The 21,881-nt window shown below is 72.5% G+C and carries 18 protein-coding genes and 1 pseudogene; 11 read left to right on the top strand and 8 right to left on the bottom strand.

The annotated features are described in order from the left end of the window. Positions 1–130: 130 nt before the first annotated feature. Positions 131–676 (top strand): DUF4232 domain-containing protein, encoded by a 546-nt coding sequence (locus tag QC283_RS38070; protein WP_279566366.1) that lies wholly within the window; start codon positions 131–133, stop codon positions 674–676. A 184-nt stretch (positions 677–860) separates the two neighbouring features. On the opposite strand, the gene QC283_RS38065 is transcribed toward QC283_RS38070, so the two are convergent. Then, entirely contained in the window at positions 861–1,142 is a 282-nt protein-coding gene (locus QC283_RS38065; RefSeq protein WP_279566365.1) for a hypothetical protein, read from the bottom strand. A 234-nt stretch (positions 1,143–1,376) separates the two neighbouring features. Here QC283_RS38065 and QC283_RS38060 point away from each other — a divergent pair, with 234 nt between their 5' ends. Further along, positions 1,377–2,897, top strand: coding sequence for a PH domain-containing protein (locus QC283_RS38060; protein ID WP_279566364.1), 1,521 nt, complete (start codon positions 1,377–1,379; stop codon positions 2,895–2,897). A 254-nt stretch (positions 2,898–3,151) separates the two neighbouring features. On the opposite strand, the gene QC283_RS38055 is transcribed toward QC283_RS38060, so the two are convergent. Together QC283_RS38055 and QC283_RS38050 are read right to left on the bottom strand one after the other, a co-directional pair. Then, entirely contained in the window at positions 3,152–5,215 is a 2,064-nt protein-coding gene (locus QC283_RS38055; protein WP_279566363.1) for a flavin monoamine oxidase family protein, read from the bottom strand. Positions 5,216–5,372: 157 nt separating this feature from the next. After that, the gene (locus tag QC283_RS38050) at positions 5,373–5,948 is read right to left on the bottom strand and encodes a GNAT family N-acetyltransferase (RefSeq protein WP_279566362.1); all 576 of its coding nucleotides are present in this window, start codon (positions 5,946–5,948) and stop codon (positions 5,373–5,375) included. Positions 5,949–6,150: 202 nt separating this feature from the next. On the opposite strand from QC283_RS38050, the pseudogene QC283_RS38045 reads away from it, so the two are divergent. Continuing rightward, positions 6,151–6,926, top strand: a pseudogene (locus tag QC283_RS38045) (polysaccharide deacetylase family protein). A gap of 135 nt (positions 6,927–7,061) precedes the next feature. Continuing rightward, the gene (locus QC283_RS38040) at positions 7,062–8,741 is read left to right on the top strand and encodes a carboxylesterase/lipase family protein (RefSeq protein WP_279566361.1); all 1,680 of its coding nucleotides are present in this window, start codon (positions 7,062–7,064) and stop codon (positions 8,739–8,741) included. Positions 8,742–8,776: 35 nt separating this feature from the next. Here the strand turns inward: QC283_RS38040 and QC283_RS38035 are convergent, their stop codons facing one another. Then, entirely contained in the window at positions 8,777–10,279 is a 1,503-nt protein-coding gene (locus QC283_RS38035) for a SulP family inorganic anion transporter (protein WP_279566360.1), read from the bottom strand. Positions 10,280–10,608: 329 nt separating this feature from the next. Here QC283_RS38035 and QC283_RS38030 point away from each other — a divergent pair, with 329 nt between their 5' ends. Next, a complete protein-coding gene (locus tag QC283_RS38030) occupies positions 10,609–11,013 on the top strand; it encodes a MerR family transcriptional regulator (protein WP_279566359.1) in 405 nt (134 codons plus the stop codon). A 47-nt stretch (positions 11,014–11,060) separates the two neighbouring features. Here the strand turns inward: QC283_RS38030 and QC283_RS38025 are convergent, their stop codons facing one another. Both QC283_RS38025 and QC283_RS38020 read right to left on the bottom strand, forming a co-directional pair. Then, positions 11,061–11,693: a VOC family protein gene (locus tag QC283_RS38025; protein WP_279566358.1), complete on the bottom strand. Its 633-nt coding sequence runs from the start codon at positions 11,691–11,693 to the stop codon at positions 11,061–11,063. 100 nt (positions 11,694–11,793) lie between these two features. Continuing rightward, a complete protein-coding gene (locus QC283_RS38020) occupies positions 11,794–13,083 on the bottom strand; it encodes a phosphatase PAP2 family protein (protein ID WP_279566357.1) in 1,290 nt (429 codons plus the stop codon). Between the two features lie 317 nt (positions 13,084–13,400). Here QC283_RS38020 and QC283_RS38015 point away from each other — a divergent pair, with 317 nt between their 5' ends. Further along, entirely contained in the window at positions 13,401–13,625 is a 225-nt protein-coding gene (locus QC283_RS38015) for a hypothetical protein (protein ID WP_279566356.1), read from the top strand. Between the two features lie 143 nt (positions 13,626–13,768). Here QC283_RS38015 and QC283_RS38010 read toward each other — a convergent pair whose 3' ends face one another. Then, positions 13,769–16,306 (bottom strand): ABC transporter permease, encoded by a 2,538-nt coding sequence (locus QC283_RS38010; RefSeq protein ID WP_279566355.1) that lies wholly within the window; start codon positions 16,304–16,306, stop codon positions 13,769–13,771. Then, positions 16,303–17,064 carry an ABC transporter ATP-binding protein gene (locus tag QC283_RS38005; RefSeq protein WP_279566354.1) on the bottom strand — a complete coding sequence of 254 codons (762 nt, stop codon included), beginning with the start codon at positions 17,062–17,064 and terminating at the stop codon, positions 16,303–16,305. Before QC283_RS38005 ends, QC283_RS38010 begins: the two co-directional genes overlap by 4 nt. 110 nt (positions 17,065–17,174) lie before the next feature. On the opposite strand from QC283_RS38005, the gene QC283_RS38000 reads away from it, so the two are divergent. From QC283_RS38000 to QC283_RS37980, 5 genes are all read left to right on the top strand, one after another. Next, entirely contained in the window at positions 17,175–18,401 is a 1,227-nt protein-coding gene (locus QC283_RS38000; RefSeq protein ID WP_279566353.1) for a sensor histidine kinase, read from the top strand. Beyond that, positions 18,398–19,036: a response regulator gene (locus QC283_RS37995; protein WP_398012594.1), complete on the top strand. Its 639-nt coding sequence runs from the start codon at positions 18,398–18,400 to the stop codon at positions 19,034–19,036. The genes QC283_RS38000 and QC283_RS37995 overlap by 4 nt, the downstream gene beginning before the upstream one ends. A 387-nt stretch (positions 19,037–19,423) precedes the next feature. After that, complete coding sequence (locus QC283_RS37990) at positions 19,424–19,627, top strand: cold-shock protein (protein ID WP_055418803.1); 204 nt, start codon at positions 19,424–19,426, stop codon at positions 19,625–19,627. Positions 19,628–19,882: 255 nt separating this feature from the next. Further along, complete coding sequence (locus QC283_RS37985; RefSeq protein ID WP_279566351.1) at positions 19,883–21,421, top strand: DEAD/DEAH box helicase; 1,539 nt, start codon at positions 19,883–19,885, stop codon at positions 21,419–21,421. 77 nt (positions 21,422–21,498) lie between these two features. Further along, the gene (locus tag QC283_RS37980) at positions 21,499–21,819 is read left to right on the top strand and encodes an SCO5918 family protein (RefSeq protein WP_279566350.1); all 321 of its coding nucleotides are present in this window, start codon (positions 21,499–21,501) and stop codon (positions 21,817–21,819) included. Positions 21,820–21,881: the final 62 nt, after the last annotated feature.

Below are 21,881 nucleotides of genomic sequence, written 5' to 3'. Positions count from 1 at the left end.
CCGCTCCTGTCTCATGCCCGCGCTTCGGCGCGCTCTTCCGCGCCCCGGGCAGTACGGCCGGGACAAGAGCCGACCGGCAGACCGCGATCAGGAGACCGTCCTCCTGATGCTCAGAGAAAGCAGTCCACTCATGCGTATCGCCACTCGTTTCCTCTCCCGCACGGCCGCCTCCTCCATGGTCGTCACCGCCGCCCTCGCGCTCGTCGGCGTCCAGGCCGCCGGGACCGCCTCCGCCGCCACGAAGCAGGCGCCCTCGGTCGTTACCTGCACTGCGGCGAACATGAAGCTGACCGTCACCGAGGCACCCCGTCCGGTCAACCACCTGCTGGTCAAGGCCACCAACACCGGCGCCAAGCCCTGCTACGCCTACAGCGCCCCCTTCCTGAGGGCCGGCGCCGACGCCCAGGCCCCGCTGTCGTGGGCCGAAGAGACCACGCCGCAGGCCGTGGTGACGCTCGAGCCCGGCCAGTCCGCCTACGCGGGTGTCCTGACGTACTCCCCCGACGGCGAGGGTGGCAGCACCGCGAAGACCCTCGGCGTGGTCCTCGCCGACAGGAACGGCAACCCGACCGGCAAGGAGAAGACCCAGACGCTGCCGAACGGCGGTGTCTTCTTCAACAGCGCCGCCACCGTCACCTACTGGCAGGACAACGCGGCGGACGCCCTCTCCTGGTAGCCGCCCCGGCAAGCTCGGTGCCGGCACCAGCAGAATCGGTGCCGGCACCAGCGGACTCGGCGCCGGCCCTGCCCGTGTGACGGGCCCCGCCCATGACCACGCACCGAGCGTGAGTCGGCGGCTGGAGTCGAAGGTTCTCCCGGTCCGGCAGGAGCGGGCAGGGACGAGGTCATGCCCCGCGTGTTCAGGACGTGTACAGCGACTGCAGCCTGGTGACGTTGCCTCCGTCGCTGGTCCGGGCCTCTTCGATCTGCACGAACTGCTTGGTGCCGGCCCAGGGGGCCGAGCTGCTCGGCGAGGACGTGCCGTCCGGGTCCGCGCCGTCGCCCGGCACGGTGGTGGGAGCCGACGGGGAGGGCGTCGCCGATGGTGCGGGTGCGGTGGCGGCGGTCTCCGGCCCGTCGCTCTCACCGCCGCACCCGGTCAGGGCCGCGAGGCTGAGGGCGAGAGCGGTGAGCGGTCCCACTTGACTCCCTCGCAGCACAAGGAAAACCGGCGACCCGCGCGCACCGCCCACCCGGCCCGACGCCGTGCTCCGGCGGCCACCACCGGCGGACGGGCGTCCTTCCGGCCTCCGCGCGGCCTCCGCCCAACCGGCCGGCCTGGGCTTCACGACGTGTTCTCCGGCAGCGTCGAGGGCCGGAACGCTGCCGGATGCCGCACAAGCGGCCGTGGCACGGCGGATGGCACGATGCCGCGCATGACCGTTGGCCGGGAAGTGACCTGCCGCCCTCTCCACAAGCGGCCCCTGTGGTTCCTGGTGGGACTGGGGGTGGCCGGAGCCGTCCTGGCCGGGGGGCGCCTGGCGTACTCGGGTGACCTCGTGGACGGATGGGTGCTCGGGGGTCTGCTGGCCGCTCTGGTGGGCGTCGTGTGCTTGTACGCGGTCACCGTCAAGGTGAGCGCCGACGCGAACGGCCTGGACTCCCGGTCGTTGTTGCGCCGCCGCAGGAGCATGTCGTGGCAGGACATCGCCGACCTGCGCGTATACGTGCAGTACGGGCGCCACGGGGAGGAGTACCTGCGCGTCGAAGTGGTTCTGCGCGACGGGCGGACCCGACGCCTGCCCCTGCCGGTGAGCGGGTCCCACGACGACCGGGCGGCTTTCGACGAGGAGTTGGAGGCGTTCCGCGCGCTGCACCGTCGTCACGGTGCGCCGGAGTCCGACCATCTCGCCGTCATCTCGAGACGCACCGCCGGGCGGGGCCCGGCCGTGCCCCTGAGCCTGTGCCTGCTGCTGCTCGCGGGAGCCGGCCTGGCCGCATGGCTCGTGCCGGTCACCGGGGCGACGAAGGAGGCGTGGACGTCGGCCGTCCCGTGCACCGCCGTGACGCCCTCCGCGGAACGCGGTGAGTGCCTGACCACCCGGCCGGCCGTGATCGCGCGGACCGAGGTCGGCGAGGGGAAGCGGAGGAGCAGCCTGTACTTCGCCGACGGCCGGCCGCTGGACCGGCTCACGGTCTCACGCGAGAGTGCCCGAGGGTTCCGGCCCGGCGACCACGTCGAAGTCACCCTCTGGCGCGACCAGGTCAGGGTGGTCGCCAGAGGCGATTACGTTTGGCGCGAGCACTTCACCAGCGCCGGATCAGTGGCCGTCATCGCGGCCGCGTGCGCCCTCGCCGCCGGCTGGCCCGGTGCCCGGGTGCTGCTACTGCGGCGCGGGCGCCGACTGCCCGACGACGAGGTGCTGCCGTCGGCTCTCCCGTTCACGGGCGTGATCGTGGTCACGGCCCTGTGGCTGCTGCCGCTCTGCTATCTCCACCCCATGGGCCTGCCGGCGTCTCCCGTGCCCCTCACCTGGGCGGTCGCGGGGTCGCTGGCCACGCTGGGGCTTCTCACCTGGGCCTGGCGCGCGACCCGCGTCCGTACCCCCCGAGACGCCACGGCGGCAGCGGCCCGGGAGCCCTTGGGCGAGGACGTGTTCCTGGCCGCCCGATTCCTGGAAGCCACCGACTACAACCCGAACGGCTTCGGTACCCACATCGTTCTCGGAGGCGGCCCGCCCGCGGTCACTCCCCACCCCGGCCCGGGCCGGTTCGCGGCGAAACGGATCCCGGCGCAGCGGCTCACCGCCACGGGCGTGCGACGCCTCCGCGGCAGCGACGGCGACGCCGTCCCCCGGAGCTGGCACATCGCCGAACTCGACGACGCGGGCCGGCCGGTCCGCCTCGCGGCGGCACCCGCCGACCTGACCCGCATCGTCCGCGCACTGGGTCTGTGAGGGCCCTCGCCCCGCGGACGCCACGACTTCCCCGAGCCGTGACCGCCTCCCGGTGGCCCCGCGAGCGCCGTCGCTCTCCCGGCTGAGCGAGTGAGTCCGATTCCTGCCGACCGGTCCCCGTGCACCCCAGGTCACCGACTTCGCGGTGCACGGGGACCGGCCCGTATCCGTCCACGTATCCGTGCCCGTGCCCGTGCCCGTATCCGCGCCCGGTGTCGCGGACGCGGACGCGGGGATCGTGTCGTCCGCCGCTGTCAGCCGGTGTGGACCTTCAGGGCGGACCGGACGGCTGATTCGAGGGCGCCCTCGATCCAGGCCGGTTTGATCGAGGTGTGGTCTCCCGCGAAGTGCAGCGGTCCCTCGGAGGTGGGGATGTCGGGGAACAACTCCGTGTGCTGGCCCGGGAAGAGCACGGACGCCTCGCCGTAGGCGTAGTGGTCGCGCGTCCAGGACTGGGTCTGGCACTTGCTGGTGAAGAAGACCTCGCACCGGCGGCCGAAGACGGCCTGCACTCCGGCGAGGGCGCGCAGGTAGCGCTCCTCGTCGGCGTAGGCGTCCCACTTGAGGGCGTCGTCGGCCCAGCTGTAGGAGGCGAGCATGATGCCGCCGTCGCTGCCTTCCATGGGGTGGGCGTGCTCGAAGTACATGAAGCGGTTGGCGTTGTCGCTGACGGAGCCGCCACCGCGGACGTGCGCGGCTTCCACCTCACCCTCCAGGGCGGGCCGGAAAGCGGCGAAGCAGTGCTTGTACGCGTCGGGGATCGTCACCCCCAGGTCCTTCACGGACTTGTGCGCGCCGAGATACCTGGCGTCCCTGACCTTGCCCGCCCGGTACTTGTCGTAGAGACCGTCCTCGATGGTGTCGAGGGCCTGCTTCCACTGTGCCTCGGTCCACTCCCACCAGCGCCGGGAGAACTCCAGCAGCACCTTGGTCGCGGAGTCGTAGTGCAGCTCCGTGATGGCCCGCCGCTTGCCGTACGACAGCGGGGGGTCGAAGGCGACGTGCCGCAGTCCGGAGAAGGGGACGGTGATGATCGCCTCGTCGCCCTCGAAGACCTCCGTGGTGCCCCCCTTCCCCGTCTGGCAGTCCTCGGAGATGGTGTGCACCCGCACCTTGCCGCCGGCGCGTTCGATGCGTACGGCGCGCCGGTCGAGGCGCACCTTTCCCTTCACCGGCGCGTACAGCGCGTCGGCGAGCAGCGCGGTGCCGCCCTTGATCTCCCAGAACTTGGTCTTCGGGTCGATCAGCGCGGCGGACAGGAAGCTGTGCAGGAAGGAGAGGTGCAGCCGCGAGGTCAGGTTCTGGATGGTCCCGACCAGGTCGATGGTCCTGGTGTCGAGCTTGGCGACTTCGGTGAGGTAGCGGTACATGGACCAGTGTCCGTACCGCTCGAGGACCTCGGTCCACCCGTCGACGAGGGCTGTTCCCTCTTTGCCCCTCACGAGCCGGTGCGCCGGTTCGAGGGCGTCCGCGAGGATGGCGGCGGCGGTCCTCGTCCGGTTGGCGCCGGTGATCTTGAAGGTGTCGTTGACGCGTTCCGGGTTCTTGTCGTAGTCGGCCCGGCGCTCGCGGATGCCGTTGACGTGGATCCAGGTGCGGTTGGTCTTCTTCGCCGGGTCGTCGGGGTCGACGTCCACCAGGTAGAACTCCTGGCGGGGCAGCTTGAACTTCTCCAGCAGGGCCATGAGGAGCGGGTGGCTGTCGGGCAGTCGCATGGCCCCGGCCTCGGCGTACTGCGCGGGGTCGGCGAACGGCTGCCTGCCCTTCTCGTGACCGCCCTTGCGGAAGGTCTTGATGCGGCCGCCGACCCGGTTGTCGTTGGCCTCGATCACCACGACGTCGTGGCCGGCCCGGTTGAGCAGGTCCGCGGCAAGCAGGCCGGCCGGTCCGGCCCCGACGATCAGGACCCGCTTCGTGGCCTTCGCCCGGCCGGTGGGCAGACCGTCGTTGACGGCTTTCACATACGACGGGACCAGGGGCTTGTCGTCCTCGTCGTGGACGACGACGGCGCGGGCGACCGTCCGGTACGCATCGGGGTCGGTGCCGGGCGGGGCCGCGGCCGGTGTGATGGCGGGCGCGGTGGCGGGACTGAGCGCGGTCGCGGAGGTGGTGGAGGCGGCGGTGAGCCCGACGGCGAGCGCCGAGGCGCCGGTCGCCGTGACCACGGAGCGCCGCGAGGGCATGGTGACACGCGGGGCCGATGGCCGGTGCGACGTGTCGTGAGTGGCGGAGGCGGGCTGCTGCTCCTCGCCCGCCGCGTGGGGGCTCTTCCCGGACGGCGTGCTGACGCCAGGGGTATGCGCGTTCTGAGTGTTCATCGCGCATCACTCTTGGCTCACGAGCGACACGGAGGTAGTGACTTCACACGGAAGAGGTGTTCAAACCACTCGATCCGGGTCCACAGCCCGCACCCAGGTTCACCCTGGGCGCCGCGGGGCTGCGCCCAGGTCAACGGGGCGTTCCAGGACGGCGAGGTCACCCACCTCGCGCCGGGGAGGAGGGCGGCCGGGGCTCCCACTCCTCCGCCAGGATCGCGTGGACCACCGAGTCCCGCCATCGGCCCGCCTTCTGGACGTGGCCGCGGATCGTGCCCTCCTCCGTCATGCCTGCCGCGGCCATGGTGCGGGCCGAGGCGGTGTTGAGGGGGGAGCGGGCGCCCCAGACGCGGTGCAGGGCCAGGTCCTCGAAGGCCAGGGCCAGCAGGAGGCGTACGGTCTCGGTGCCGTGGCCGGTGCCCCAGGCGTCCGGGCGGAGGGCGAAACCCATGGTGGCCGCGCGCTGCTGGTGCGGGTCCGTCGCCAGCCGGGCGAACCCGATCAGACGGCCGGAGGGCGAAGTGACCACCGCCAGCGCGTACTCGGTACGGGGCTGTGCCGTCGCCGACGCGACGGAGCGGGCGACGATTTGGCCGGTCTGCTCGCGGGTGCGGGGTTCGAACGACAGGTGTTCCGTCACCCTGGGGTCACCGTAGACGGCGAGCACCGCGTCCACGTCGTCGACGGTGAGTTCACGTAGGCCGAGGCGCCGGCCGGAACGCTGGACCGGGTACATGCGGGGACCCTATCGCCGGTGACGGCGGACGCGGGACGGGTGACGGCGGACGCGGGACGGGTGACCGTCGAGTTGTCCGCGAACTCCGCCGGGATTGTCCGTGATCGGTAACGGACGCATCCCGTGGTCACCTTTCGTCGTCCTGTCAGTTGGTCTCGAAGCGACGAGTACCGACGGGCAACGGGGCGGAAGTGGGGCGGACATGGCACGGCACGGTGGCGGGCGGGGCTGGTACGGCAAGATGGTCGGGGCGGCGCTCGGGGTGACGGTGCTCGCCGTCGGCGCCTCGGTGTGGACCGCGCAGGCCGACCCCGTGGGCGGACCGTCGCCGAAGGCGACCGCGTCGGCCACGCCGGCGGGCGGTGGTGTCGAGCCGGTCGACGTCACCATCGCGCACGCCTCGGACAAGGGGCCGCGCGGCGTGAACATCACCATCGACGACGGCCCCGACCCCGCGTGGACCCCCCAAGTACTCGACCTGCTGCGCGAGCACGGGGTGAAGGCCACGTTCTGCGTGACGGGGACGCAGGCGCAGGCCCACCCGGACCTCGTGAAGGACGTAGTCGCGGCCGGACACCGGCTGTGCGACCACACGGTGTCCCACGACACCGCCATGGACAAGAAGTCCGAGGCCTACCAGTCGCAGGAGATCCTCGACGCCGAACGCATGATCATCGAGGCGTCCGGCGGCGTACGGCCGATGTACTACCGGGCGCCCGGCGGGGCCTTCACCCCCTACAGCCGTACGCTCGCCGCCTCACGCGGCATGCGCCCGCTGGGGTGGAACGTGACACCAAGGACTTCGAGCGACCGGGCGCGGACGCCATCGTCGCCACCGTCGAGCGGGAGCTTCCCAACGGGCCGACGCTCCTCTTCCACGACGCGGGAGGCGACCGCTCCCAGACCGTCGAAGCCCTGCGCCGCGTCCTGCCCTGGCTGAAGGAGCAGGGCTACTCCTTCGGCTTCCCGGTGCGCTGAGTCCCCGGCTCCGGCCGGCCCCGGCGTGCGACAGGCGAGCCGGTCAGCCACCCACGGGGTGGTGGGGCTCCCCCACTACCCCGTGGGTGGCTGACCGGATCCTCCTCCGGGCCCCGACTTCCTACGCTGACCGTCATGTTGAAGAAGACAGCACACCTGGCCATCGCCCTCGGCATCACCGCGGGACTCGTCAGCGCGACGGGCACCGCCGCCGCCACGGGCCACGGCGCCGGTCCCGTCGTACGCACCGACAAGGGCACGGTCCGCGGCACGGTGACCGACACCGTGCGCGTCTTCCAGGGCATCCCCTACGCCGCCCCGCCCACCGGCGAGCGGCGCTGGGCGCCCACCGCGCCCGCGAGACGCTGGCACGGTGTCCTGGACGCCACCCGGCCGGGCAGTGCCTGCCCGCAGACGGGATCCACCCCGCCGGCCGGCCCCTCCTCCTTGGACGAGGACTGCCTCTTCGTCAACGTGACCACCCCGCGCACCGTCTCGGCCGGGCCCAGGCCGGTCATGGTCTACCTGCACGGCGGCGACCACACCGACGGTTCCGGGGACATGCACGGCGCCCGGCGGCTGGCGGCCCGGGGCGACGTGGTCGTGGTGACCGTCAACTACCGCCTCGGCGCCCTCGGCTACCTCGCCCACCCCGACCTGGAGGGCCGCCGCCGCGGGGAGTCCGGCAACTACGGCTTCCTCGACCAGCAGGCGGCTCTGCGCTGGGTCCAGCGCAATGCCGCCGCCTTCGGCGGCGACCGGGACAACGTGACCCTGTTCGGCGAATCCGCCGGCGCCTACAGCACCTGCGCCCACCTGGTCGCCCCGTCCTCGGCCGGTCTCTTCCACCGGGCCGTCCTGCAGAGCGGGGCGTGCCTCAGTACGGCCAACACCCGTGAACGCGCGGACGCGCTGGAGCAGGGCGAGAAGGCCGCCCGGGCGATCGGGGAAAGGGTCACCGAGGACGCCGGGGCCCGGACCGGCAAGCCCGCCGACCGGCGCACCGACCGGCGCACCGACCGGCGCACCGACCGGCGCACCGACCGGCGCACCGACTGGCGCACCGCCGAACCCGAGGACCTGGTGTACGACTTCGGGCGGAGCCCCTATCCCTACGGGCCGGTCTACGGCGGCCGGCTCCTGCCGCGCACGCCGCGGGAAGCCTTCGCCACCGGCGAGTTCAACAAGGTGCCGGTTCTCCAGGGCATCAACCGCGAGGAGGGACGGACGGGGGTGTACGGAGCGGAGCTGGGCAAGAAGGCCGGCACTCAGGACCCGGCGGCGACACTCGACGAGGCCGACTACCGCGCCCGCCTGGACGAGGAGTTCGGCCCGGAGAAGGCCGCCGCGGTCGCCGCCCGCTACCCCGTCGCCGCGTACGACGGCAATCCGGCCCTCGCCCTGGGGGCGGTTCTCACCGACTCCGACCTCGCCCGGCTGACGGTCGACACCGGCCGGGCCCTCTCGCGTGCCGTCCGTACCTATACGTACGAGTTCGCCGACCATGAGACGCCCTGGTACGCGGACGCGGAGAGCTACCCGAAGCCTTCCTTCCCGATGGGCGCCGCGCACACCTTCGAGCTCCCCTACCTCTTCGAGCTCACCGAGTTCGAGCCGCTCACCGACGCGCAGCGGCGCCTCTCCGACTCGATGATCCGGATCTGGTCGGACTTCGCCCGCACCGGCGAGGCACGCTGGAAGCCCACCACTCCGGCCGCGCCGAACGCGTACTCTCTCGCCTCCGGGCCGGGAGGAACGCACGCGGTCGACTTCGCGAAGGACCACCGGTACGGCTTCTGGAAGTCCCTGGACTGACATCCATAGGAGCATCCCGCCCGGGGCGGGCGCGGTCAGTGGCCGCCGGTCAGTTGGCCGGCGAGGCGCTGGTGCATGTCGGCGCTGGGCTCGTTGAGGCCCACGATGGTGACCTTCTTGCCGCGCTGGGCGTACTTGGTCTCGATCGCGTCGAGGGCGGCGACGGAGGAGGCGTCCCAGATGTGGGTGCCGGAGAGGTCGATGACGACGTCGTCGGGGTCACCCTTGTAGTCGAACTGGTGGACCAGGTCGTTGGAGGAGGCGAAGAACAGCTCGCCGGTGACCGAGTAGACGACCTGCTTGCCGTCGGGGTCGACGACGCCGGAGACATTGGCCAGGTGGGCGACCCTCCTGGCGAAGATGATCATCGCGGCGACGGTGCCGACGACCACGCCGATGGCGAGGTTGTGGGTGGCGACGACGACCACCACCGTGGTCACCATGACGATCGTCTCGCCCAGCGGCATGCGCTTGAGGGTCCTGGGCGAGATGGAGTGCCAGTCGAAGGTGGCGACCGACACCATGACCATGACGGCGACGAGGGCGGCCATGGGGATGTCGGAGACGACCGGGCCGAAGACGACGCACAGGACCATGAGGAAGGAGCCCGCCAGGAAGGTGGACAGGCGGGTCCGGGCGCCGGAGACCCGGACGTTGATCATGGTCTGGCCGATCATGGCGCAGCCGCCCATGCCGCCGAAGAAGCCGGTGACGATGTTGGCGACGCCCTGGCCGATGGACTCGCGGGTCTTGTTGGAGCGGGTGTCGGTGATGTCGTCGACGAGCTTGGCCGTCATGAGGGACTCCATCAGGCCCACCAGCGCCATGGCGAGGGCGTAGGGGGCGATGGTGGTGAGCGTGTCCAGGGTGAACGGGACGTCCGGCAGGCCCGGGACGGGCAGGGAGGACGGCAGCTCGCCCTTGTCGCCGACGGTGGGGACGGCGATGCCGGCGGCGACGGTGATCACGGTCAGGACGACGATGGAGACCAGGGGCGCCGGGATCACCTTGGTGACCTTCGGGAAGAACACCATGAGGGCCAGGCCGCCGGCGAGGAGCGGGTAGACGGCCCAGGGGACGTCGCGCATCTCGGGCACCTGGGCCATGAAGATCAGGACGGCCAGGGCGTTGACGAAGCCGACCATCACGCTGCGCGGCACGAAGCGCATGAGCTTGGCCACGCCGACCGCGCCGAGGAGCACCTGGAAGACACCGGCGAGGATGACGGCCGCGATCAGGTAGCCGAGGCCGTGCTCCTGATTGAGCGGGGCGATGACCAGGGCGACCGCACCGGTGGCCGCGGAGATCATCGCCTTGCGGCCGCCGACGACCGAGATGACGACCGCCATGGTGAAGGACGCGAACAGCCCGATCGCCGGGTCCACTCCGGCGATGATCGAGAAGGAGATCGCCTCCGGGATGAGCGCGAGGGCGACGACCAGGCCGGCCAGCACCTCGGTGCGCAGGACCTTCGGGGAGTCGAGCCACTCGGGCTTGGACAGGCGGAACCTGGGCGCCGCGGGCAGCAGTGAGGACATGCAACCGTTCCTGTTCGGGCGCGTGCGTCACCGGCGGGGTACGCGTGCGCGTCGTCTGCGAAGTCATGCCGTAGGCGCACATGACCCCGTACCTGCGAAGGGAGCGGAGCCCCTCGGTCGGGCATCATGGCCCGGAAGTCTTCGCACGCCGTCGGGGCCCCCGCCACGGCGAACACACGAAGACTCTACCCTGACGTAAGGGCAGAGTGCGAGTGGCGGCATGTGAAACGCAGGTGAACACCGACCGGAATACCGTGATTCACGCCACTCGCCCCTAGATGCTTTACGGTTCGAAGGTCGAAGGAAACAACGAAGGGGATTCTGGGGCGATGACGGATCAGCGGCAGATGCAGATCGGCGAGGTGGCCGAGCGGACCGGTTTGTCGCTGCGCACCATCCGTCACTACGAGGAGGTCGGTCTGGTGGTCCCCTCGGCCCGCAGCAAGGGCGGCTTCCGGCTCTACACGGAGTCCGACGTCGAGCGCCTGATGGTGATCCGCCGGATGAAACCGCTGGACTTCTCCCTGGAGGAGATGCGGGACCTGCTGGACATCACCGACCGGCTGGCCTCCGTCGACAGCCCGCCCGCCGGAGCGGACCTGGAGCGCCTGCGGGAGCGGCTGGACGCCTACCGGAAGACGGCCGACGCCCGCTGCGAGACCCTGCGGTCCCGCCTGGCCATGGCCGAGGACTTCGCCGCCACCCTGCGCGGCCGGATGGAAGCCGGAGCCTGACGCCCGCGGCCCAGCGCCCCAGGGGGCTGGGCTTCCCGCGCTCGCGGTCAGCCGGTGACCGTCCGCGGCACCGCGGATTCCCAGACGAACCCGTCCGGGTCGCTGAACGGGCGGGCGGCGCCGGACAGTACGAGCCGGTGGGATCCGGTGCCGTCGGCGGAGACGCCCGCGACCTTGGCAAGGCCACGGCGCTTGTACAGGGACAGCTTGACGGTGTCCGGCCCGGTGGCGAACTCGACGTACTTGCCGCCGAAGCTCTTGCCCACGGTGAGGCCCTGCTCGACGTAGAACCGCTTGCTGGCCTTCACGTCCTCGACGCCCAGGAGCAGCACGATCTCGTCGATGTCCCGGGCCGGCGGGCCGGTGTCCTTCTTCGCCGACGTCGCGATCTGCCAGACGGTGCCGTCCGGGGCCTGGACGACGCCGCCGTAGCCCCACAGCGACTTCGCGGCGGGCTTGAGGGTGGTGGCGCCGGCGTCGAGGGCGGCGGCGACGAGCGCGTCGACGTTGCCCGGCTGGGACACCACGAGTGACAGGGTGAAGCCGCGGAAGCCGGTCGTGGGGGCCTCGGACGCGCGCAGGCGCACCCTCGACGGGTCCAGCCCGAAGGCGGCGGAGTAGAAGTGGGCGGCCGCCTCGGTGTCGGCCACCTCCAGGGTGACGGAGTCGATGGAGTTCATGTCTTCGACGGTATGGGCGACCGGGTCACCGGCGCTTCTCCAGAACTGACCATGCTGTCAGGGAGGCGGCGGCCCGGCCACCCGGCCGGGTGGCGACCCGTCAGATCAGTTCGAGTCGTGGTTCCGGTTTCGGCGCCGGGGCCGCGGCCTGCGGATCCCACAGCCTGACGGTCCGCGCATACCCGTACACGACCGAGGCCATCGCAAGAACGAGAAGAGGGCCGAACACCCAGGGGCGGGCGGCCATTTCCATCGGGAGATAGCGAGCCGACGCCAGAAGCGCGGCGAAGACCACCGCTCCGTAAGCGACCAGCTGGATTCCGGGCCGGTCCCAGCCGCGGTCGAACGAGCGCAGCCCCGCCTCGATCGTGACCGCGAAAACCACTCCGGCGAGGATGTCTATTCCGTAGTGATAACCGAATCCGAGCGTCGCGCACAGCGTAGCGATAAGCCAAAACGTTCCTGCGAATCGCAGAACGCGCGGGGCCTTTCGGGAATGGATGAAGATCACGGTGGCCCACGCCGTGTGCAGGCTGGGCATGCAGTTGCGGGGTGTGATGTCGTCGTACGTCCACGACTGCGGCGTGGTCATCGGCGGGAGCGTGTCCGGCCACAGGTTGGCCACCGCCCACTGTTCGCCGCCGGTGCCGAACGCGCCGGTGCCGTAGGTGAAGACCGGTCCGACCACCGGGTAGATCATGTAGACGGCGGGCCCGAGGAGGCCGATCACCAGGAAGGTGCGTACCAGGTGGTGGCCCGGGAACCGGCGCTCGGCCGCCACGTTGCGCAGCTGGTACAGGGCGACGACGACCGCGGCCACCGCGAGTTGTGCGTAGACCCAGTCGAGAACGTGCTCACCGATCGGGCCCGTGGCGGCGACCATCCGGCCTGCCAGCCACGACGGATCCCCCAGCGCGTGATCGGCGACCGCCACGTAGGGGTCGAGCACCGACGGGTGGGCCTTCGACGTGATCAGCAGCCAGGTGTCGCCGGTCTTGCGGCCGGCCACCAGCAGCAGGCCCAGCCCGACGCCTTTCAGCAGCAGGACCCGTTCCTGGCCGGTGCGACGCGTGACGGCGATGACCGCACACCCCAGGATCACCCACAACGCGCCGTTGCCGAAGGAGTGGCCCTCGGTCACCCCGGCGTCGAACACCCACCGCACCAACAGGAAGACGACGTCGATCCCGATCGCGACGCCGGCCGCGACGAACCGCTGTCGCCAGGTGAGCACCACCATCATCAACGCCATGCTCGCGTACAGAAGCGGCCCCGACGCGGGGGCGGTTATCACCTCTTTCGCCTGGTTGGTCATCGGCCCCGGCAGGCCGTAGCGACGCGCGGCGATCTCCAGCACGATGATGAACCCGAGGGCCGCCACGCCCGCCACGGCCCAGAGTCTCGAACGTGGTCGACCCCACGCGGAGAACCTGGTTCTCCACTTTATTCGTGAACGCACCGGTGATGGCATATGTCTTCAATCTTCATGGTTCCGGAACAGCAGCCCCTCGGCAGAGGAGACGAAAGAGCCAGATTGCGGGTTCCGGGCCCGCGTTGTCGAGATCGGCATCCCCGGAGCTCCAGGTGCCGCAGGCGATCACCGAGCGGGCCGCGGCCGGCAAGCCGTGGCGACGCGGGTGATCCCTCCACAAGCCGGTCCCCGGTGATTGTGGTCGGCTCCCGGTGCGCGGGCGCATACTGGTGGCAATGACAAAGCCAGCCGTACCGAAGCGTCATTCGCTGCCCACCAGTCCCTTCAAGGCCCCGGTCGCGCTGCCTCCCAAGCACTTCGAGGTGGGCGACCGGGTCACCCACGACACGTTCGGCCTCGGCCGGGTGATCGCCCTCGAGGGCGGGATCGCGGTGCTCGTGGACTTCGGCTCGGCGCAGGAGCGGATCACCGTGCCCTACGCCAGGATGAGCAAGCTCTAGGACCGCCCGCCCCGCCCCTGCGGGGTGCACGCACCGACGAGTCGGACGGCCGGCGCCCTGGCGCGGGACGTCCGGCAGCGCCGGAACTTCGGGCTGCGCGAGTACCGGTCCCTCCGTCCGGCGACGACGGCCGTGCGGCCCGCTCACGTGCGCCGCATGCGCCGTAGCGCTGCCCTGGCCGGGAGGACCGTGGCCGCCGTGCCGAGGAGCAGACAGGCCGCCACCGTGCCCGCGAGCCAGGGCCAGGCGACCCGCGGCTCCACCGGCAGGCCCGCCTCCTCACGCAGACCGTGGACCGTGCCGAGCAGCGCGGGCGCGGCTACCGCGAGGCCCAGGGCGGCGCCCAGGGCGACGACGCAGCAGGTCTCGGCCGCGAGGGCGCGCAGGATCTGGCGCGAGGTCGCTCCGGTCAGGCGCAGGACGCGCAGGTCCCGTACCCGGCCCGTGGTGGCCGTCAGCAGGGTGGAGGCGACGGCGATCGCGGTGTAGCCCGCCGACATGGCGACGAGGATCAGAGTGAAGATCCGGACCAGGCGCTCCTCCTCGGCGTCGTCCGAGGCCGCGTACGCCTCGACCGAGACCTCCTCGGCGCCGAGCGCGCCCGGGAGCCGCGCGGGGTCGGGGCCCGTGCGGTAGGCGACGTCCGCCAGCGCGGACGGGTCGTGGGCGCGGACGAGGTCCCGGGGGAGGAGAAGCTGGTACGGCACCGCCGAGTCGTCGACCACGGCCCCCACGCGCAGGTGGCTCGTACGGCCGTCTTCGAAGGTCACCTCGGCGGTGCGGCCCTCCCGCCAGCCGTGCGCGGCGGCCACCGCCGCGGTGACGACAGCGGTGCCGTCGGCGGCGGGGGAGGCGGAGACGGAGACGGAGGCGGCAGCGGTGACGGCCAGGGCGTCGGCCCCGTCACCGGCCGCGTCGCCCGTCGCGTCGCCAGTCGCGTGACCGGCCGCGTCAGCGGTCGTACCGTCCGCCCCGACGCCGACCGTGCCGTCCCGCGGCACCGGTACGCCGTACGCCCGGCCGAAGTCCGCGGTCACCCCGGCCGCGGACAGGGCCGCCCTGCCGTCGCCGCCGTAGACGGTCGTCGACAGCGGCGCCGTGCCCTCGACGCGGGCGACCGCCGCGTCCGACAGGCCCGGGGTCCCCCTCGGCACGACCGCCGCCTCGGCCCGTACGGCCGCGGCCCGCTGGGCGATGTCGGCGCTCCGGGTCGTCTGCACGCTACTGGTGATCAGTACGGCGAAGGCCACGGTCGCCAGGACCGGGGCGACGGTGGCGGCGGTACGGCGTACCGCGGTGATCATGTTCTCGCGTACGAGCAGGGCCGTGGCGCCCGGACGGCGGGCCAGGGGGCGGGTCAGCGCGCCGATCACGGGCCCCACCAGGGCCGGCAGGAGGAGGGTCAGGCCGGTCGTCAGGCCCATCGCCGTACCGAGGGTCAGCAGCACCATGCCGTCCGCGCCCGAGAAGGCCGTGCCCACCGAGCAGGCCGCGCCCAGGGCGGTCGCCGCGAGTCCGGTGATCCACCGGCGGCGCGTCATCGGACGGCTGTCCACCACCGCCTCCCGCATCGCCTCCAGCGGCCTGACCCGGGACGCCCGGCGCGAGGCCGCGCCGGCGCCGAGGAGCGCCACCACCGGGCCCACGGCGAAGGCCCCGGCCGGCACCCACCACCGCAGGCGTACCTCGAAGCCCGCCGGCTGGAAGCCCGCGTCGATCAGCAGGCCGGTCAGCGCCGGCGCGAGCACCACCCCGAGCAGCGCCCCCACCGCCGCGCCGGCGGCCCCCACCACCAGGGCCTCGCCGTACACCATCCGCCTCACCTGCCGCGGTGTGGCGCCGATCGTGCGCAGCAGGCCGAACTCGCGGCGTCGCTGTGCGACGGTGAACGCGAACGCCGAGGCGACGACGAAGACCGTGACGAAGGCGGAGAGCAGCGCCATCGCGGTGAGCACCTGGCCGCCGATCCAGCGGGTCATCTCGTCCCGCTTCGGGGCCAGCGCGTCCCGGGCCGCGCCGGTCAGGACCGTGCCGTCGCCGCCGACGGCACGGCGCACGGCGGTCTCGACGCGGCCGCTGTCGGCCCCGGGGTCCAGGAGCAGTCCGATGGTGCGTACGCCGCCGGACAGCTCGGCGGCCCGGCGGTCGGTGACGTGGTAGCCGGGGCCGTCCGTCGTGCCGGACACCCAAAAGCGCCGCGGTCCGCGCGCGGTGAGCACCGTGACGGTCTCGCCCGGCGCGTGGCCCAGCGACTCGTCCACGACGATCTCGTCGGCCGTGGCCGGCGCCCGGCCAGCGCTCAGGCCGTACGAGGCGAGCGCCGCGGCGGACCAGGGGTGGCCCTGCCGTTCCCCCTCGCGCTGCTCGGTGCCCGTCGCCTGCGCGTAGAAGGAGCGGTCCGCCACCGCGGCGGCGACTCCCGGCAGTCCGGCCAGTTCGCGGCGCAGTCGCTCGGCCCGCTCCGGGGACCACGGCGGGTTCTCCACGAACACCCCGCCGGCCGGCGTCCCCGCCGGACTCCGCACCAGCACCGGCGCTCCCGCCAGCCGGTCGGGCACCCGCGCGCCGTCCGACAGCAGGACCAGCGCGCTCATGGCCACCATGGCGACCCCCAGCGCCACGGCCACGAAGGAGCCCAGGAAGGCGGGCCACCGTTCCCGTACCGTCGCCGGGCCGATCACGACCGCACCTCCAGGACGGCCATCCGCGCCGCGATCGCCTCGGCACCGTCGGCGCCCGGCAGCTCGTCCACGAGCCGTCCGTCCGCGAGCAGCACCACGCGGTCCGCGTACGCCGCGGCGGCCGGATCGTGGGTCACCATCACGACCGTCTGACCGCGGCCGTCCACCAGTTCCCGCAGGAGCCGCAGCACCATCCGCGAGGCCCGGGTGTCCAGCGCGCCGGTCGGCTCGTCGGCGAAGAGGACCGCGGGGCCCGCGATCATCGCCCGCGCGATCGCGACGCGCTGCCGCTGGCCGCCGGACAGTTCGCTCGGCCGGTGCGCGCCCCGGTCCGCGAGCCCGACCTCGGTGAGCGCGGCCGCGACCTCGCCGGGCGCGGGACGGCGGCCGGCCAGTCTCAGCGGCAGTTCGACGTTCTGCGCGGCGGTGAGGGCCGACACCAGGTTGAACTCCTGGAAGACGAAGCCCATCCGCTCCCGGCGCAGCAGCGTCAGCGCGTTCTCGTCCAGCGTGCCCAGGTCCGTACCGTTGATCAGAACCTGGCCGGCGGTCGGCCGGTCGATGCCCGCCGCGCAGTGCAGCAGGGTGGACTTGCCGGAGCCGGAGGGGCCCATGACGGCCGTCATCGAGCCGGCCGCGAAGGACGTGGACACGCGGTCGAGGGCGGTGACGGCCTGCTCACCGGCGCCGTGGCGCTTCGTCAGCGAGCGCAGCTCGACGGGCCGCGCGGAGGCGGCGGTGGTCTGTGGCGTGGTCATGGCACAAGGCAACGGCACCAGGACCGGCGGGCACATTGGCTCCTGGGCGAGAGCACACACTCCACCTGGCACTACCGACAGGGCGGACCGGCGCGGCTACGGTCGGCCGGGTGACCCCTCGAACCGTGCTGGAGGCCCTCACCCGCAGCCCGCTGGGCTTCCTGCGCACCGGCTGGCCGTGGCGGGCCCTGGGGTACCTGCTGTCCGGCGGGGTGTTCGCGACCGCCGCGTACCTCGGTGCGGCCGGGCTGCTGGCCGCGTCCTCCTTCGGCACCCTCACCGGCGGGCTCTGCGCGGTCGCCGTGATCGTCTTCGCCGCCGCCCTCGCGGGGCCCCTCGAACGCCGCCGCCTGCCTCTCGTGGACCGCGGTGACTCCGCCGGCGCCCGTCCCGAGCCGCGCGGCGGCCCGCGGGCCGCCGGTACCCGGACCAAGCCCCGCGACGGCCTGCGGGCCGCGGGCTACGGCGCCGTGTCCGTCCTGGCCGTGGGCTGGATGGATCTGGCGGTGGTACTGGTGTCGCTCGGCATCCCGGGCTTCCTCCTCCTCACGCCCCTCCAGCCCACCGTCGCCCCCTGGCAGGGTGTCGCCGGGACCGTCGCGGGCGCGCTGCTCCTGCCCGTGGCCGCGTATCCCATCGGCGCGTGGGCCGGCGTCCGGGCCGCCGTGACCCGCGCCGTCCTCTTCCCCCGGGACCGCGAACTGCGCGACGTCGTGCGGTCCCGGGCCCGTCTCGTCGACGCCTTCGAGGCCGAACGGCGCCGCATCGAACGCGACCTCCACGACGGCGCCCAGCAGCGCCTCGTCGCCCTCACCGTGAAACTGGGCCTGGCCGCCCTCGACCTGCCGCCCGGCAGCACCGCGGCGAAGGAGGTCGGCGAGGCCCACGCCCTCGCCAAGGAGGCCCTGACCGAGCTGCGGGAGCTGATCCGCGGCATCCATCCGCAGATCCTCACCGAACGCGGCCTGCCCGCCGCCGTACGGGACATCGCCGGGCGCTGCCCGGTGACCGCGGACCTCGATCTCGACCTGCCCGGCCGGCTGCCGGCCTTCGCCGAGCAGACGGCGTACTTCGTGACCGCGGAGGCGCTCACCAACATCGCCCGGCACAGCGGTGCGGGCCGCTGCCGCGTCACCGTCCGCCGCGACGACGGCGTACTCCGCCTCGACATCGAGGACGACGGCCGCGGCGGCGCCGACCCCGCCCGCGGTACGGGTCTGACCGGCCTCGCCGACCGGATCGCCGCCGCCGACGGCAGAATGCTCCTGTCCAGCCCGCCCGGCGGGCCCACCCTGCTGAGAGCGGAGATCCCGTGCGGCCGTCCCTCCGCATCGTGATCGCCGAGGACGCCGTCCTCCTGCGCGAAGGCCTCGTCCACCTGCTCGAGCGCTTCGGCCACCGGGTCCCCGCCGCCGTGGGCGACGGCCCCGCCCTGCTCGCCGCCGCCCGGGAGCACCGGCCTGACCTGGTGGTCACCGACGTCCGGATGCCGCCCGGCCAGAGCGACGAAGGGCTGCGCGCGGCCCGCCGGCTCCAGGGCGAGCAGCCGGGGCTGGCCGTGCTCGTGCTGAGCCAGTACGTCGAGCAGACCTTCGCCGAGGAACTCCTGGACGACCGGCGAGGCAGGGCCGGGACGGGCTATCTCCTCAAGGAACGCGTCGGCGACGTCGAGGAGTTCGCCGACGCGGTCACCCGCGTCGCCGCCGGGGCCACGGTCGTCGACCCCGACGTCGTACGCCAGTTGCTCGCCCGCCGCCGCGACCCGCTGGACCGGCTCACCCCGCGCGAGCGCGAGGTACTCGCGCTGATGGCCGAGGGCCGGTCCAACGCGGCGATCGCCCGCCGCCTCGTCGTCACGGAGGCCGCGGTCGCCAAGCACATCGCCGGCATCCTGCTGAAGCTCGACCTCCCTCCGGCGGCGCCCGACGACCACCGCCGGGTACTGGCCGTCCTCGCCTACCTCCGGGCGTGAGGCGCGACGCCCTGACGTGTCCTTTGTCTCGTTACACCGGTATCGCCACTTATGTCGCTTTCACCGCACCCGGCGGCGCGAAGAGCCGGGCGGAACCCATCAGGGCAGGTCATGGCGGCGCGGCCAGGGCCCGGGACGCCAAGACTGCGCTCCGCAGGGGCCAATATCTGGTGCCATGACAGGAGAAATCGACCGGACGCCCCGGGAATATTCCTCAGTCGGCCAGACGGAGCAAGTTTATTGCCAGCTCCCGGGCGATCACGGCGTGCTACTGTCGTTGGAAGTTGCAGTTGTGGTTGCCTGAAGGTTTTTTCCGACGGGGTGATCATCACGGCGACCGGAGTTCACACAGGGTGAACTCCGAGCACCGTACCGAAGGAGAAAATTATGGCTTCCGGCACCGTGAAGTGGTTCAACGCCGAAAAGGGCTTCGGCTTCATCGAGCAGGACGGCGGCGGCCCCGACGTCTTCGCCCACTACTCGAACATCAACGCCCAGGGCTTCCGTGAGCTGCTCGAGGGTCAGAAGGTCACCTTCGACATCGCGCAGGGCCAGAAGGGCCCGACGGCCGAGAACATCGTTCCCGCCTGACGCTCACGCATATTTCGCAGCTGGGGCCCGCGCCTAGGGGTGCGGGCCCCAGCTCGCCGCGTTTCCGGGCGCTGCGCGCCCTGCGGGGTTCTGGATTTCCCCCCGCGCATTCAATTCTCTCGGTCTCATCAATTCTCTCGGTCCGCTCGGCTTCATACGCCGAACCGGCCGGGGCCGGCTCGTTCTTGCGATTCCCTGCGCCGCTCTTTTGCTGCGGGTCTCCCTTGATACGTGCCATATCAAGGAAGGTTCCCCATGAACCGCGTACGCACCAACGACCGCCGACGTTCCGGCGGTGGCGGCCCGCGCCGCTCCCAGCAGACCTCCGGCCGCCGGCCGGCCGCCCCCCAGGGCGGCGAGTTCGCACTGCCGAAGACGATCACGCCGGCGCTGCCCGCCGTCGAGTCGTTCGCCGACCTCGACATGCCGGCCCGGCTGCTGGCCGCTCTCGGCCACGAGGGCGTGACCAGCCCGTTCCCGATCCAGGCGGCGACCCTGCCGAACTCCCTGGCCGGCCGCGACGTACTCGGCCGCGGCCGCACCGGTTCGGGCAAGACGCTCGCCTTCGGCCTCGCCCTGCTGGCCCGTACGGCCGGACAGCGCGCCGAACCGCGACGACCGCTCGCCCTCGTCCTCGTACCCACCCGTGAGCTGGCCCAGCAGGTCACCGACGCGCTCGCCCCCTACGCCCGCTCCCTGGGCCTGCGGTCGGCCACCGTGGTCGGCGGCATGTCGATCGGACGGCAGGCCGGCGCGCTGCGAGGCGGCGCGGAAGTCGTCGTCGCGACGCCCGGACGGCTCAAGGACCTCATCGACCGGGGCGACTGCCACCTCGGCGACGTCGCCATCACCGTCCTGGACGAGGCCGACCAGATGACCGACATGGGCTTCATGCCGCAGGTCACCGCGCTGCTCGACCAGGTGCGTCCCGAGGGCCAGCGGATGCTGTTCTCGGCCACCCTGGACCGCAACGTCGACCGGCTGGTCCGCCGCTACCTGACGGACCCGGTGGTGCACTCCGTCGACCCGTCGGCCGGTGCCGTCACCACGATGGAGCACCACGTGCTGCACGTGCTCGACACCGACAAGCACCGCGCGACCACCGAGATCGCGGCGCGGGACGGCCGGGTGATCATGTTCCTGGACACCAAGCACGCCGTGGACCGGCTGGTGAAGCACCTGCTGAACAGCGGCGTCCGCGCCGCCGGCCTGCACGGTGGCAAGTCGCAGCCGCAGCGCACGCGGACCCTCGCCCAGTTCAAGGACGGGCACGTGACGGCGCTGGTGGCGACCAACGTCGCGGCCCGCGGCATCCACGTCGACAACCTCGACCTGGTCGTCAACGTCGACCCGCCCAGCGACCACAAGGACTACCTGCACCGCGGCGGCCGTACGGCCCGCGCCGGCGAGTCCGGCAGCGTCGTCACCCTGGTGACGCCGAATCAGCGACGCGACATGACCCGGCTGATGGCCTCGGCCGGTATCACCCCGCAGGTCACGCCGGTCCGTTCGGGCGAGGCGGAACTGTCCCGCATCACCGGGGCGCAGGCCCCGTCCGGTGTCCCGGTCGTCATCGCCGTACCGGTCGTGGAGCGTCCGCGTCGCGCCGCGTCCGGCGGGGGTTCCTCGTCCCGTGGCCGCCGCGGCCGCTCCGGACAGGGCCGCACCGGACAGGGTGCCGCCACCCAGCAGACCCGCACCGGCCAGGGCCGCGGCACGCAGGGCGGCCGGCCCGCCGGCGAAGCCCCGCGCCGCAGGCCGCGGCGCCAGTCCGCCGGTGGCTCGGCGGCCTAGGAGCCCGCGGCCTGCCCTGTTCCAGACCAACCGCGAACGGCAATCCACCCGTCCCATCTCCCCCTTGTGGAGGCATCATGCGCTGTGTCATCGCCCGGTACCCGTTCGACCTCACCAAGGGTGGGGTGCTGGATTCGATGAAGGGCGTCACGCCCGAGCCCATCAAGGGTGAGTCCGTGACCATCGGCCGCCGCCGCTACCCCGTCAAGCAGGTGGGCGAGGTCGTCACCCGGCAGGACCGCCGCGACTTCTCCAGCGGCGAGGTCACCCGGGCCATGACCCGCCTCGGCTTCACCTGCCACGCCGACCCGGAGGCCGCGCCGGCTCCGGAGCCCGCCGCCACGCCGGTCGAGACCGCGTCGGCGCTGCTCGGCGGTACGACGCCGCTGGACGTGTAGGCACGGGACCCGTGAGCAGAGGGCGGGGACGGAAGCGGAAGCTTCCGTCCCCGCCCACAGCC

This window comes from Streptomyces sp. DH41 (assembly GCF_029813785.1).
Lineage (GTDB): Bacteria > Actinomycetota > Actinomycetes > Streptomycetales > Streptomycetaceae > Streptomyces.
The sequence above is the reverse complement of the archived record's forward strand: the minus strand, read 5'-3'. Positions and strand labels throughout refer to the sequence as shown.

What these genes read in the sequence shown, in the direction of transcription:
- QC283_RS38025 (WP_279566358.1), bottom strand. Translation starts at nt 11,693, where the DNA reads ATGAACTCCATCGACTCCGTCACCCTGGAGGTGGCCGACACCGAGGCG.
- QC283_RS37980 (WP_279566350.1), top strand. Translation starts at nt 21,499, where the DNA reads ATGCGCTGTGTCATCGCCCGGTACCCGTTCGACCTCACCAAGGGTGGG.
- QC283_RS38005 (WP_279566354.1), bottom strand. Translation starts at nt 17,064, where the DNA reads ATGACCACGCCACAGACCACCGCCGCCTCCGCGCGGCCCGTCGAGCTG.
- QC283_RS38055 (WP_279566363.1), bottom strand. Translation starts at nt 5,215, where the DNA reads ATGAACACTCAGAACGCGCATACCCCTGGCGTCAGCACGCCGTCCGGG.
- QC283_RS38050 (WP_279566362.1), bottom strand. Translation starts at nt 5,948, where the DNA reads ATGTACCCGGTCCAGCGTTCCGGCCGGCGCCTCGGCCTACGTGAACTC.
- QC283_RS38030 (WP_279566359.1), top strand. Translation starts at nt 10,609, where the DNA reads ATGACGGATCAGCGGCAGATGCAGATCGGCGAGGTGGCCGAGCGGACC.
- QC283_RS38035 (WP_279566360.1), bottom strand. Translation starts at nt 10,279, where the DNA reads ATGTCCTCACTGCTGCCCGCGGCGCCCAGGTTCCGCCTGTCCAAGCCC.
- QC283_RS38060 (WP_279566364.1), top strand. Translation starts at nt 1,377, where the DNA reads ATGACCGTTGGCCGGGAAGTGACCTGCCGCCCTCTCCACAAGCGGCCC.
- QC283_RS38015 (WP_279566356.1), top strand. Translation starts at nt 13,401, where the DNA reads ATGACAAAGCCAGCCGTACCGAAGCGTCATTCGCTGCCCACCAGTCCC.
- QC283_RS37985 (WP_279566351.1), top strand. Translation starts at nt 19,883, where the DNA reads ATGAACCGCGTACGCACCAACGACCGCCGACGTTCCGGCGGTGGCGGC.
- QC283_RS37990 (WP_055418803.1), top strand. Translation starts at nt 19,424, where the DNA reads ATGGCTTCCGGCACCGTGAAGTGGTTCAACGCCGAAAAGGGCTTCGGC.
- QC283_RS38040 (WP_279566361.1), top strand. Translation starts at nt 7,062, where the DNA reads ATGTTGAAGAAGACAGCACACCTGGCCATCGCCCTCGGCATCACCGCG.
- QC283_RS38070 (WP_279566366.1), top strand. Translation starts at nt 131, where the DNA reads ATGCGTATCGCCACTCGTTTCCTCTCCCGCACGGCCGCCTCCTCCATG.